The sequence below is a fragment of the Serratia sp. JUb9 genome (assembly GCF_014298095.1).
Taxonomy (GTDB): Bacteria; Pseudomonadota; Gammaproteobacteria; order Enterobacterales; family Enterobacteriaceae; genus Serratia_B; species Serratia_B rhizosphaerae.
On record NZ_CP060416.1, the window covers coordinates 4,126,143 to 4,139,920 of the forward strand.

Sequence of the window (13,778 nt, forward strand, 5' to 3'; positions counted from 1 at the left end):
ATTTCAACAGCTGCGCCGCATCCAAACGTCAGGCACCTGAATCCCCAATGGATTTCGCGCCACATCTAGGCGGCAACAACGAGGCGGTGTGAAAGACGCCGGAGATTCAGCTGCCGTGCAGACGCTTGGCATCTATCACATCCGGCAGTTGGTTCAGCTTCGCCAGCACCCGGCCCAGCACCTGCTGGTTGTAGATTTCGATATCCATATCGATGGTGGCCATCTGCTTTTTGGTATCGCTCCGGCTGGCGACGCCCAGCACGTTCACCTTTTCGTTGGCGAGGATGGTGGTGATATCACGCAGCAGGCCGCTGCGATCGTTGGCCATCACCCTCACCACCAGCGAATAACCGCTGGAATAGCTTTCCCCCCACACGGCGTCGACGATGCGCTCCGGCGCGTGGGATTGCAGTTCGGTCAGCTGGTCGCAATCGGCGCGGTGGATGGAGATACCGCGCCCCTGAGTGATAAAGCCGACGATATCGTCGCCCGGAATCGGCTGGCAGCAGCGGGCGATGTGGTGCATCAGATTGCCGACGCCCTCCACCACCACCCGGCCATCGTCTTTCTTGCGGGTCGCCGGCGGCGCCTTGTGCTGCACTAGTTGGCGCAGCGCTTCGCGATCCTGCTCTTCGGCGCTCGGCTTATTGAACTTGCTCTGCAGGAAGTTCACCATCTGATTGAGGCGAATATCCCCGCCGCCAATCGCCGCCAGCACTTCGTCCAGCGAGTTCATGTTGTAGCGCGGGATCAGCAGTTTTTCCGCCTCTTTCAGGCTGATGCCGAGGTGTTCCAGTTCGTTGTCCAGCATCTGGCGGCCGGCCAGGATGTTTTTATCGCGATCCTGCTTACGGAACCAGTTATGAATCTTCGAACGTCCGCGGCTGGTGGTGACGTAGCCAAGGTTCGGGTTCAGCCAGTCGCGGCTCGGGTTCGGCTGCTTCTGAGTGATAATTTCAATCTGGTCGCCCATCTGCAGCTGATAGGTGAACGGCACGATGCGCCCGCCGATCTTGGCGCCGATGCAGCGGTGGCCGACGTCGCTGTGGATGTGGTAGGCAAAGTCCAGCGGCGTTGAGCCGGCCGGCAGGTCGACCACGTCGCCCTTCGGCGTAAACACATACACCCGGTCGTCGAACACCTGGCTGCGCACTTCGTCGAGCATTTCGCCGGAGTCGGCCATCTCTTCCTGCCAGGCGATCAGCTTACGCAGCCAGGCGATGCGCTCTTCGTAACCGGAACGCACCGTAACACCGGCGCCCTCTTTGTATTTCCAGTGCGCGGCGACGCCCAGCTCGGCGTCCTCGTGCATCTGCCGGGTACGGATCTGGATCTCGACCGTTTTGCCGCGCGGGCCGAGCACCACGGTGTGGATCGACTGATAGCCGTTGGGTTTCGGGTTGGCGACATAGTCGTCGAACTCGTCCGGCAGATGACGGAAATGGGTATGCACAATGCCAAGCGCCGCATAGCAGTCCTGCAGCCGTTCGGCCACGATGCGCACCGCACGCACGTCGAACAGCTCGTCGAACGCCAGCGCCTTTTTCTGCATTTTGCGCCAGATGCTGTAGATATGCTTGGGACGGCCGTAGATTTCCACCCGAATATCTTCGTCCGCCATCGCCTTGCGCAGCGAAGCAACAAAATCATCAATAAACTGTTCGCGGTCGATACGGCGTTCATGCAGCAGCTTGGCGATGCGCTTGTATTCTTCCGGATGCAGGTAGCGGAAGCAGAAATCCTCCAGCTCCCACTTCAGCTGGCCGATACCCAGGCGGTTGGCCAGCGGCGCATAGATATTGGAGCACTCCTTGGCCGCCAGCACCCGTTCATCTTCCGGCGCGTCTTTCACTTCACGCAGGTGGGCAATACGTTCCGCCAGTTTGATCACCACGCAGCGGAAATCTTCCACCATCGCCAACAGCATGCGGCGCACGTTATCGACCTGCTCGGAGCCCATCGAGTCGTTGTGGGTCGCCTTCAGCTGGCGAATCGCATCCATATCGCGCACGCCGTGTACCAGCGCGACGATATTGTTGCCGAACGCCTCGTTCAGGGTCTCTTCCTGCACCAGACCGGCGTCGGCCAGCGGGAACAGCAGCGCGGCGCGCATGCTGTCGTTGTCCATGCTGAGGGTCGAGAGAATTTCCACCATCTCCAGACCGCGCCCCAGCAGTTTCGGCGCGTCCGGATGGTCTTTGGTCTGTTGCTCGCAATAGCGCCAGGTATCGGCCAGCCGTTCAACGGACTGTGGGTTGGGTAGCCCAAGACCGGCAAGCCACTCGTCGAGAGCGAATTCACCCGCCGTGTTCAAATGTGCACTTCTTACCGCAACCATACCTTCTCCCTACTTTGCAGCGACCACAGGCAACCGCTATTCCTGACGGATAAACAGCGCCATTGATTCAAGATGCCCCGTGTGCGGGAACATATCCAGCATACGCACACGCGCAAGACGATAACCGGCGGACAGCAACGTTTTGCTGTCGCGCGCCAGCGTGGTGGGGTTACAAGAAACGTACACCACCCGCTCCGGCGCCAGTTTTACAATATGTGACATCACTCCAGCCGCGCCCGCCCGGGCAGGATCCAACATAACCTTATCAAATCCCTGTTGCGCCCAAGGCTGCCGCTCCACGTCTTCTTCCAGGTTCTGATGAAAAAACGACGCATTACTCAGTAAATTCTTATGTGCATTATATTGCCCATTCGCTACCAGCGTGGCAACACCTTCGATGCCGACCACCGCTTTCGCCCGCCGAGCCAGCGGCAGGGTGAAATTGCCCATACCGCAGAACAGATCCAGCACCCGATCGTCGGGCTGAATCTCCAGCCACTCCAGCGCCTGCGCCACCATCTGCTGGTTGACCGCATCGTTCACCTGAATAAAGTCGCGCGGACTGAAGTCTAAGCGTAGCCCGTCAACCTGATAATACGGCGTATCACCGCACAGTTTCTCCAGTTGTTCGCTGTCCGACGCCAAATAAATCGTTACGGCATTTTGCCGGGCGAAGGTCAGCAGCGCCTCACGGTCGGCCGGCCTGAGCGCGTCCAGGTGCCGCAACACCAGCAGCGGCCCGTTGTCCGCCAGCACCAGTTCGGCATGCCCCAGGCGCTTCACCGCCTGCAGCCCGCTCAGGCAGGCGCGCAGCGGCGTCAGCAGTCGCTCCAGCTCCGGCGCCAGCACCGGGCACTGAGTCACCGACACCAGCTCGCTGGAGCCAGCCTGACGAAAGCCCATCAGCAGGGTTTGCCGCTTCGGCTGCCACATCAGCCCCAGACGCGCGCGCCGGCGATAGCCGTATTGCGGCCCGGCGATCACCGCCTCCTGCGGCACGCTGACGCCGGTTTCGCGGGCGATCATCCGTTCCAGCGCCGCTGCCTTGCTCTGCTGCTGCAGGCTTTCATCCGCATGCTGCTGCTGACAGCCGCCGCAGACGCCAAAGTGCGGACAGCGCGGCTCCACCCGCTGCGGGCTGCGGCTCAGCAGGCGTTTCAGCTTGCCTTTGGCGAACTGACGCTTGTCTTCCGTCAGCTGAATTTCCGCCTGTTCGCCCGGCAGTACGTCCGGGATAAACACCGCTTTACCGTTGTGGCGCGCCACACCCTGACCGAAGGGATCGAGGTCGCTCACCGTCACGGTGAAGATTTGTGTGTGCTGCCGGGTCGTCACGCGGCGTTTGGGAGAGTAGAATTGCGCCATAAAATTGTCGGTTGCTGGTTCATTAAGCTAGGATTAGCGCAATTCTCCCACATTGGAATCTCATGACCAAATACAGCCTGCGCGCGCGCATGATGATATTGATTCTGGCCCCTACATTATTGATCGGCCTGTTGCTCAGTACCTTCTTCGTCGTGCACCGTTATAATGAGCTGCAGGAGCAGCTGGTGGACGCCGGCGCCAGCATTATCGAACCGCTCGCCGTCGCCAGCGAATACGGCATGACCTTCCGCAGCCGTGAGTCGGTGCGCCAATTGGTCAGCCTGCTGCACCGCCGCCACTCCGATATCGTGCGCTCCATCACCGTGTTCGACGCGCAGAACAACCTGTTTGTCACTTCCAATTATCACCATAATTTCGCCCAGTTGCAGATCCCGAAAGGTGTGCCATTGCCCACCGATCTGATGCTGACGCGCCGCGGCGACTCGCTGATTCTGCGCACGCCGATCATGTCGGAGAACCAATACCCCGACGAGGCTGCCGAAAGCGGCGCGCACGGCGACAATAACCTCGGCTATGTGGCCATCGAGCTGGATCTGCAGTCGGTGCGCCTGCAGCAGTACAAAGAGGTGTTTGTCTCCACGCTGCTGTTGCTGCTGTGTATGTGTATCGCCATCCTGTTCGCCTACCGGCTGATGCGCGACGTCACCGGGCCGATCCGCAATATGGTCAACACCGTCGACCGCATCCGCCGCGGCCAGCTCGACAGCCGGGTGGAAGGCTTTATGCTCGGCGAACTGCACATGCTGAAAAACGGCATCAACTCCATGGCGATGTCGCTGACCGCCTATCACGAAGAGATGCAGCAGAATATCGATCAGGCAACCTTCGACCTGCGTGAAACGCTGGAGCAGATGGAGATCCAGAACGTCGAGCTGGATCTGGCCAAAAAGCGCGCGCAGGAAGCCGCGCGCATCAAATCCGAATTCCTGGCTAATATGTCGCACGAGCTGCGCACCCCGCTGAATGGCGTGATCGGCTTTACCCGCCAGATGCTGAAAACCGAACTGAGCGCCACCCAGAACGACTACCTGCAAACCATCGAGCGTTCGGCGAACAACCTGCTGACCATCATCAACGACGTGCTGGACTTCTCCAAGCTGGAAGCCGGCAAGCTGGTGCTGGAGCATATTCCGTTCGCGCTGCGCGAAACGCTGGACGAAGTGATCGTGCTGCTGGCGCCTTCCGCCCATGAAAAAGGGCTGGAGCTGACGCTCGACGTCCACAACGACGTGCCGGAGCAGGTGGTCGGTGACTCGCTGCGCCTGCAGCAGGTGATCACCAACCTGCTGGGCAACGCGGTCAAATTTACCGAAACCGGCAATATCGATATCCGGGTGGAGTTGCGCAACCAGCTGGAACATCAGGTCGAGCTGGAGGTGCAAATCCACGACACCGGCATCGGCATCTCCGAACGCCAGCAGTCGCAGCTGTTCCAGGCGTTCCGTCAGGCGGACGCCAGCATCTCGCGCCGCCACGGCGGCACCGGCCTCGGGCTGGTGATCACCCAGAAGCTGGTGAAAGAGATGAACGGCGATATCTGTTTCCACAGCCAGCTTAACCGCGGCTCCACCTTCTGGTTCCATATTACGCTGGACCTGAATGAAGATCTGATGACGCGCCAGCCGTGCCTGCCGGAGCTGAGCGGTAAGACGCTGGCCTATATCGAATCCAATCCGACGGCGGCGCAGGCGACGCTGAATATGCTCAACGCCACGCCGCTGGTCGTCACCCATTCGCCAACCCTCGGCCAGCTGCCCGTCGGCGATTATGACTTTATGCTGGTGGGCGTACCGATCCCGTTCCGCGACAAGATGGCGCAGCATCAGGACAAACTGCTGAAAGCGCTCAACTATGCCAGACGGGTAATTCTGGCCCTGCCGTATCAGTCACAGATCGATGCCGAACTGCTGAAAGAACAGGGCGCTATAGGCTGCCTGGTCAAGCCGGTCACCAGCACCCGCCTGTTCCCGTTGCTGCGCATGGAAACGCCGCGTCAGGAACACGCCGCGCCGGCGCGTAAACGCCTGCCGCTGACCGTGATGGCGGTGGACGACAACCCGGCCAACCTGAAACTGATCGGCACCCTGCTGGCGGAACAGGTGGAAAAAACGCTGCTGTGCGAAAGCGGCGAAGAAGCCATTGCGCTGGCGCGTGACAACGTGCTGGACCTGATTCTGATGGATATCCAGATGCCGAATATCGACGGAATCCGCACCAGCGAGCTGATCCGCCAGCTGCCGCACCATAACTCCACGCCGATCGTTGCAGTCACCGCCCACGCGGTCAGCGGCGAGCGGGAGCACCTGCTGCAGGCCGGCATGGACGATTATCTGGCGAAACCGATTGACGAAGCGATGCTGACGCGCGTTCTGTCGCGCTACCACAGCGGCGTACAAGAGGCGGAGGCCACACCGCCGCCTGGCACAGAACCGCTGGCGTCGCTGGACTGGCCGCTGGCGTTGCGTCAGGCGGCCAATAAACAGGATCTGGCGCGCGACCTGCTGCAAATGCTGCTCGACTTCCTGCCGCAGGTGAGGGAGCGGGTGCAGGCGGTACTGGACGGCGCGCAGGACGACACGCTGCTGGATCTGATCCACAAACTGCACGGCAGCTGCAGCTACAGCGGCGTGCCGCGGCTGAAGCAGACCTGCTTCTATATTGAACAACAGCTGCGTCAGGGCGTCGCCATCGAGGATCTGGAGCCGGAGTGGCTGGAGCTGCTCGATGAAATCGAGCTGGTCAGCCAGGCGGCCAGAAAACACCTGGGTTAACCGTCAGAATACGGCCTCTTCCCCGTCAGGAAGAGGCCGCCGTTACTGCCCCTGCGCCACCTTCAGCGTCGCCGCAATATTGCGCGCCGTCGCCCGCACGTTTTCAGCAGCGTCGTGCAACGCCTCTTCCAGCGTACAGACGCGATACAGCACGCTGAACACCGCATCCACTCCGTGCTGATGCACCACGCCGACATCGTCGCTCAGGCTGCCGGCAATGCCGATCACCGGTTTGCCGTAACGTTTGGCGACCCGCGCCACGCCAATCGGCACCTTGCCTTTGATGCTCTGGCTATCGATGCGTCCTTCGCCGGTGATCACCAGCGTCGCGTCACGCACCAGCGCGTCCAGCCCCAACGCCTCGGTGACGATCTCAATCCCCTGGCGCAGTTCTGCCCGACAAAACGCCAGCAGTCCGGCGCCCATGCCGCCGGCCGCGCCGGCGCCGGGCACCTGCTGGACATCCACGCCCAGCGTACGCTTGATCACCTGTGCATAGTGCGCCAGCGCGCCGTCCAGTTCCGCCACCATCTGCGGCGTCGCCCCTTTCTGCGGGCCGAAAATGGCGGAAGCGCCCTCCGGCCCGGTCAGCGGGTTGGTCACATCGCAGGCCACCTCAAACCGGCACTGGCCGATACGCGCATCCAGCCGGCTGAGGTCAATCTGCGTCAGCGTCGCCAGCGCGGCGCCGCCAAAACCGATCTCCTCGCCGCGCTCGTCCAGCAGCCGCGCGCCCAGCGCCTGTACCATGCCGGCACCGCCGTCATTGGTCGCGCTGCCGCCAATGCCGATAATGCAGTGCCTGACGCCGTGCTCCAGCGCGCAGCGGATCAGCTCTCCGGTACCGTAGGAGGTGGTTTTCAGCGGGTTGCGCCGCCCGGTGGGCAGTCGCTCCAGCCCGCTGGCCGCTGCCATCTCGATAAACGCGCTACGCCCGTCGCCGGACAGGCCGAAAAACGCCGGCGTCGTCTCGCCTAACGGCCCGGTAACGTCCACCTTGATAATCCGCCCGCCGGTCGCCGCCACCATGGCTTCCACCGTTCCTTCTCCGCCGTCGGCCAGCGGCAGTTTGACGAACTCCGCAGCGGGGAAAACCTCGCGGAACCCGTCCTCAATGCAGGTGGCCACCGCCAGCGCGGATAAACTCTCTTTATATGAATCCGGCGCGATCACTATTTTCATAAGCTGCCTGCACAATCCCTAACTCGTGACTTGGACTTTGGCCAACTTCTCGTAATAACAGGCCAAAGCGCTGTGGTCCGCACCGCCCAGATCGTCGACCCGCAGCGCCTGCATCATCTCCATCACCGCCGAGGTCAGCGGTAGCTGCGCACCGATACCGTGCGAAGTGTCCAGCGCGTTAGCCAGATCCTTGATGTGCAATTCGATGCGGAACCCCGGTTTGAAATTACGCGCCAGCACCATCGGCGCTTTGGCGTCCAGCACCGTGCTGCCCGCCAGCCCGCCGCGAATCGCCTGATATACCCGCTCAGGATCGACGCCGGCCTTGGTGGCCAACACCAGCGCTTCCGACATCGCGGCGATATTCAGCGCGACGATCACCTGGTTCGCCAGTTTCGTCACGTTGCCGGCGCCGATCTCGCCGGTATGCACCACCGATCCGGCCATCGCCTTCATCACCTCATAGCAGCGGTCGAACACCGCCTTCTCGCCGCCGACCATCACCGACAGCGTGCCGTCAATCGCCTTCGGCTCGCCGCCGCTGACCGGCGCATCCAGCATGGCAACCTGCTTTTCCGCCAGTCTGGCGCTGATTTCCCGACTGGCCAACGGTGCGATCGAACTCATATCAATCACCACCGTGCCCGGCTTCGCCCCCTCAATAACGCCGTTCTCCCCCAGCACCACCTCCTGCACCTGCGGTGAGTTGGGCAGCATGGTGATCACGATGTCGCACTGCGCCGCCACCGCTTTAGGCGTATCGGCGCTCTCCGCACCCAGCTCGCTCAGCTCGGCGGTGGTTTCCGCCCGATGATTCAGCACCACCAGCGCATAGCCGGCTTTCAACAGGTTTTTGCTCATCGGTTTGCCCATAATGCCCAGGCCGATAAATCCAATTTTCATCTTCTGCTCCTTATTTCACACCAGGTTTAAAACGGTCGCGCAGCGCCTGCGTCGCACCGCGCAGCACGCCTAAATCACTGCCGACGGCGACAAATTTCGCCCCCCACTCCAGATAGCGGCGCGCATCGGCTTCGGCCGGTGCCAGAATGCCGCTCGGTTTCCCCGCCGCCGCCGCGCGCTCAAAAATATGCCGGATCGCCGCCTGCACCTGCGGATGATTCGGCTGGCCGAGATAACCCAGCGCGGCGGACAGATCCCCGGGGCCGACGAAGATACCGTCAACGCCCTCCACCGCGGCAATGGCATCCAGATGGTCGATGCCCGCCTGCGTTTCGATCTGCACCAGCACGCTGATATTGTCGTTAACGCTGCTGAAGTAATCGCTGACCGTGCCGTAGCCGTTGCTGCGGTGGGAGACCGACACGCCGCGAATGCCGGCCGGCGGATAGCGCGTGGCCGCCACCGCCTGCAGCGCCTGCTCTTCACTCTCCACAAACGGGATCAGGAAGTTAAAAAAACCGATATCCAGCAGGCGTTTGATAATCACCGGCTCGTTACAGGGCGGCCGCACCACCGCCGCACTGCTGCTGCCCTTCAGCGCCATCAGTTGCGGCACAAAGGTGGTGATATCATTCGGCGCATGCTCGCCGTCCAGCACCAGCCAGTCGAAACCGGCCAGCCCCAGCACTTCGGTCGAGATCGGGTTGCCCAGCGCCGACCAACAGCCGATAAGGGTTTCCCCCTGCTGCAGAGACTGACGAAAGCGGTTGTGACAACTGTTCATGGCGTATCCTTTACGTTGAAGGGTGAAAAGACGAACAAGGCGGATTAGCGCACCAGGCAAGGGCGTTTATTATCGAAGGCCCAATCCGGCACCAGGAACTGCATACCCATCGCGTCATCGCGCGCGCCGAGGCCGTGGGTTTTATACAGCTCATGCGCCTTCATCAGGCGATCGCGATCCAGCTCGATCCCCAGCCCCGGCTTCTGCGGCACCGCCACGCGGCCGCCGGCGATGGTCAGCGGTTCGCGCGTCAGGCGCTGGTTGCCTTCCTGCCAGATCCAGTGGGTATCAATGGCGGCGATGTTGCCCGGCGCGGCGGCGGCCACGTGGGTGAACATCGCCAGCGAGATATCGAAATGGTTATTGGAGTGCGATCCCCAGGTCAGACCGAATTCGTGGCACAGCTGCGCCACCCGCACCGATCCCTGCATCGTCCAGAAGTGCGGGTCCGCCAGCGGGATATCCACCGACTGCAGCTGCAGCGTATGGTGCATCTGGCGCCAGTCGGTAGCGATCATATTGGTGGCGGTCGGCAAGCCGGTGGCGCGGCGGAACTCCGCCATCACTTCGCGACCGGAGAAGCCCTGCTCGGCGCCGCACGGATCCTCGGCGTAAGCCAACACGTTGCGCAGCCGCCTGCCCAGACGGATCGCTTCTTCCAGCGACCAGGCGCCGTTCGGATCGAGCGTGATGCGCGCCTGCGGGAAACGCTCCGCCAGCGCGGTGACCGCATCGGCTTCTTCTTCGCCGGCCAGCACCCCGCCTTTCAGCTTGAAGTCGTTAAAACCGTATTTCTCATAGGCGGCTTCCGCCAGGCGCACCACCGCCTGCGGCGTCAGCGCCTCCTCATGGCGCAGCCGGTACCAATCGCAGGCATCGTCCGGCTGGCTCTGATACGGCAGCGGGGTTTTATTGCGGTCGCCGATATAGAACAGATAGCCGAGCATCTCCACCGACTCGCGCTGCTGCCCGTCCCCCAGCAGCGCCGCCACCGGCACCTCCAGGAACTGCCCCAGCAGATCGAGCATCGCCGCTTCAATGCCGGTCACCACGTGGATGGTGGTGCGCAGATCGAACGTCTGCTGGCCGCGCCCCGCCGCATCGCGATCGGCGAAGCGCTGGCGCACCGCCGTCATCACGTTTTTATATTCGCCGAGCGTTTTCCCCACCACCAGCGGCTGCGCATCCTCCAGCGTCTGGCGGATCTTTTCGCCGCCCGGCACTTCTCCGACGCCGGTATTGCCGGCGTTATCCTGCAGAATCACAATATTGCGGGTGAAAAACGGCGCGTGGGCACCGCTCAGGTTCAGCAGCATGCTGTCATGGCCGGCGACCGGCACCACCTGCATGGCGATAATTTTTGGAGCACTGTGAAACGTGGTCATAAGTCTGTCCTTTTCAGAGTGAAATCAACGGCCGAACGCCGGGCGCCGGCGGTCAAAACGCCAACCGGGCACCAGATACTGCATCGCCTGGGCATCGTTGCGCGCCCCGCTCGGCAGCGTCTGATGCAACCGGTGCGCCTGTTCCAGCGCCTGCCAGTCCAGCTCGATGCCGAGACCCGGCGCGTCGGGCAGCGCAATTTTTCCGTCGACGATTTGCAATGGGTTTTTCGTCAGATGCTGGCCTTCCTGCCAGATCCAGTGGGTATCGATGGCGGTCGGTTTCCCCGGCGCCGCCGCGCCGACGTGGGTAAACATCGCCAGAGAAATATCGAAGTGGTTATTGGAGTGGCAGCCCCAGGTCAGCCCCCACACGTCGCACAGCTGCGCCACCCGCACCGCGCCGGACATCGTCCAGAAGTGCGGATCCGCCAGCGGAATATCCACCGCCTGCAGCTGTGTGGCGTGGCGCATTTCCCGCCAGTTGGTGGCAATCATATTGGTCGCCACCGGCAAGCCGGTTGCCCGGCGGAACTCGGCCATCACTTCACGGCCGGAAAAGCCCTGCTCTGCGCCGCACGGGTCTTCCGCATAGGTCAGAATGCCGTTCATGCCGCGGCACAGCGCGATAGCCTCATCCAGCCGCCAGGCGCCGTTGGGATCGACGGTGATGCGCGCCTGCGGGAAGCGCTGCGCCAGGGCGCACACCGCCTCGATCTCCTGCTCGCCAGGCAGCACGCCGCCCTTGAGTTTAAAATCCTTAAAGCCGTAGCGATCCTGCGCCGCCGCCGCCAGCTCGACGATGGCTGCCGTATCCATCGCTTCCTGATGGCGCAGGTGATACCACGGGTGGCCGCCCTGCTCACCGGCCTGATACGGCAAATCGGTGCGCCGGCGGTCGCCGATGTAAAACAGATAGCCCAGCACCGTCACCGCATCGCGCTGTTTGCCGGGGCCAAGCAGCTCCGCCACCGGTACGCCAAGACACTGCCCCAGCAGATCCAGCAGCGCGGCCTCCAGCGCCGCCACCGCGTTGACCCGCAGTTCAAACGTCCAGGCGCCGCTGGCGAAGGCGTCGAAATCTGCCGGCTGGCTGCCGCCGTGCAGCGCGTGCACCAGACTGTTCATTCGCGCAACCTGCTGCCCCACCACCTGCGGCATCGCCGCCGTCAGCGTCTGGTAAATCACCTCGCCGCCCGGCGCTTCGCCCACGCCGGTATGGCCGGCGCTGTCGGTCAGCACCACGATATTGCGGGTGAAACAGGCGCCGTGGGCGCCGCCGATATTCAGCAGCATGCTGTCGTAGCCGGCGACCGGGATCACGCGCATGGCGGTGATGGTTGGCGTGCTCTGCGTATCGCTCATCATGCCCCCCGTGCGACAGGTTTCAGTTCGATGCGTTTGATTTCACCGACGATAAACAGATAGCTGACCACCGCCAGCAGCGCATGGATGCCGACGTACAGCAGCGCGCCGTTGAATGAGCCGGTGGTGCCGATGATGTAGCCGATGGCGATCGGCGTCACGATGCCGGAGATATTGCCGAACATATTGAACAGCCCGCCGCTCAGGCCGCTGATCTCTTTCGGCGCGGTATCGGCCATCACCGCCCAGCCCAACGCCCCCAGCCCCTTGCCGAAGAACGCCATCGCCATAATGCCGACCACCATCCACTCGGTGTCTACGTAGTTACAGAAGATCATCGACATCGACAGCAGCATGCCGATCACGATCGGCGCCTTGCGCGAGAAGGTCAGCGAGTTGGTGCGGCGCATCAGATAGTCAGAGATCACCCCGCCCAGCACGCCGCCGACGAAGCCGCAGATGGCCGGCACCGAGGCGACAAAGCCGGCTTTCAGAATCGACATGCCGCGCGCCTGCACCAGATAGACCGGAAACCAGGTAATAAAGAAGTAGGTCAGCGCGTTGATGCAGTACTGGCCGATATAAACGCCGACCATCATGCGCGACTGCAGCAGCTGTTTGATCTGCCGCCATTTCTCGCCTTTCACCGGCTGCGCCTGCGGCTGCTTCTGATCCATATTGGTCAGCGCGCCGCCGGCTTCGATATAGTCCATTTCGGCCTGGTTAATGCGCGGGTGATCTTTCGGGTTATGCACCACCTTCAGCCAGATAAAACTCAGCACAATCCCCAGCCCGCCCATAAAGAAGAACACGTGCGACCAGCCGACGGCGTGCGTCAGCCAACCCATGATCGGCGCGAAGATCACCGTGGCGAAATACTGCGCCGAGTTGAAAATCGACACCGCCGTGCCGCGCTCATGAGCGGGGAACCAGGCGGCGACGATGCGGCTGTTGCCCGGGAACGACGGCGCTTCCGCCAGTCCGACCAGAAAACGCAGGGCAAACAGCGCCACCACAATGCCGAAGCCGCTGAAGATATCGACAAACCCCTGCAGCAGGGTGAACAGCGACCAGATAAAGATGCTCCAGAAATAGACGCGCTTCGATCCAAAACGATCCAGCAGCCAGCCGCCGGGGATCTGGCCGATGACGTACGCCCAGGAAAAGGCGGAGAAGATGTAGCCCATCCCGACCGGATCCAGCCCGATATCCTGAGCCATTGACGAACCGGCGATCGACAGCGTGGCGCGGTCGCCGTAGTTAAATGACGTGACGATAAACAGCATCACCACAATCCAGTAGCGCGTATTGGTTCTTTTTATTGCGCCGGTTGCGGAACTGATTGTTGACATGGTGTTCTCCTGAATCTAGCCATTGCTATCTTCATCCTGAACTGCATGAATATCTCAGAACGAAATGGGTTGAATTAAATAAACCTCACCTGTGAGCAGTGCGATTAATTCCGTTGCGGTTAATATCAAAGCCCAATAATTTTGCTCTGCGAAAAGTATATGTAGCCCGCAAACGAAGCTCATCGGGCAATATTCCAAGTATCAGCCCAATATGCGCGTTAGTTTGGGGCATCTGCCCAAGATAACGCCGGACGGCTCACGAAACCCCGTCAGGCCGTGATCGGCCTCACGTGCCGTTGGCGCAATGCCAAATAA

The 13,778-nt window shown here is 61.7% G+C and carries 9 protein-coding genes; 1 reads left to right on the forward strand and 8 read right to left on the reverse strand.

Annotated elements, in window-relative coordinates:
* Nucleotides 1-106: 106 nt before the first annotated feature.
* Both relA and rlmD read right to left on the reverse strand, forming a co-directional pair.
* On the reverse strand, nucleotides 107-2,338 hold the full coding sequence (relA, locus tag HF675_RS19560; protein WP_160028317.1) for a GTP diphosphokinase: 2,232 nt from the start codon (nucleotides 2,336-2,338) through the stop codon (nucleotides 107-109).
* Nucleotides 2,339-2,374: 36 nt separating this feature from the next.
* Nucleotides 2,375-3,703 carry a 23S rRNA (uracil(1939)-C(5))-methyltransferase RlmD gene (rlmD, locus tag HF675_RS19565; protein ID WP_187043615.1) on the reverse strand — a complete coding sequence of 443 codons (1,329 nt, stop codon included), beginning with the start codon at nucleotides 3,701-3,703 and terminating at the stop codon, nucleotides 2,375-2,377.
* A gap of 62 nt (nucleotides 3,704-3,765) precedes the next feature.
* On the opposite strand from rlmD, the gene barA reads away from it, so the two are divergent.
* Complete coding sequence (gene barA, locus HF675_RS19570) at nucleotides 3,766-6,495, forward strand: two-component sensor histidine kinase BarA (RefSeq protein ID WP_105229802.1); 2,730 nt, start codon at nucleotides 3,766-3,768, stop codon at nucleotides 6,493-6,495.
* A gap of 42 nt (nucleotides 6,496-6,537) precedes the next feature.
* Here the strand turns inward: barA and HF675_RS19575 are convergent, their stop codons facing one another.
* Genes HF675_RS19575 through HF675_RS19600 form a run of 6 tightly spaced genes read right to left on the reverse strand, consistent with a single transcriptional unit; the run spans nucleotide 6,538 to nucleotide 13,463 of the window.
* On the reverse strand, nucleotides 6,538-7,677 hold the full coding sequence (locus HF675_RS19575; RefSeq protein ID WP_187043616.1) for a glycerate kinase: 1,140 nt from the start codon (nucleotides 7,675-7,677) through the stop codon (nucleotides 6,538-6,540).
* 18 nt (nucleotides 7,678-7,695) lie between these two features.
* Nucleotides 7,696-8,580, reverse strand: a complete 885-nt coding sequence (gene garR / locus HF675_RS19580) for a 2-hydroxy-3-oxopropionate reductase (protein ID WP_105229800.1) — start codon at nucleotides 8,578-8,580, stop codon at nucleotides 7,696-7,698.
* Between the two features lie 10 nt (nucleotides 8,581-8,590).
* Nucleotides 8,591-9,364: a 2-dehydro-3-deoxyglucarate aldolase gene (garL, locus tag HF675_RS19585; protein WP_111737718.1), complete on the reverse strand. Its 774-nt coding sequence runs from the start codon at nucleotides 9,362-9,364 to the stop codon at nucleotides 8,591-8,593.
* A gap of 44 nt (nucleotides 9,365-9,408) precedes the next feature.
* Nucleotides 9,409-10,749 carry a glucarate dehydratase gene (gudD, locus tag HF675_RS19590; RefSeq protein ID WP_105229798.1) on the reverse strand — a complete coding sequence of 447 codons (1,341 nt, stop codon included), beginning with the start codon at nucleotides 10,747-10,749 and terminating at the stop codon, nucleotides 9,409-9,411.
* Nucleotides 10,750-10,773: 24 nt separating this feature from the next.
* Nucleotides 10,774-12,111 (reverse strand): enolase C-terminal domain-like protein, encoded by a 1,338-nt coding sequence (locus HF675_RS19595; RefSeq protein WP_187044773.1) that lies wholly within the window; start codon nucleotides 12,109-12,111, stop codon nucleotides 10,774-10,776.
* Nucleotides 12,111-13,463 (reverse strand): MFS transporter, encoded by a 1,353-nt coding sequence (locus tag HF675_RS19600; protein WP_105229796.1) that lies wholly within the window; start codon nucleotides 13,461-13,463, stop codon nucleotides 12,111-12,113. Before HF675_RS19600 ends, HF675_RS19595 begins: the two co-directional genes overlap by 1 nt.
* Nucleotides 13,464-13,778 lie beyond the last annotated feature (315 nt).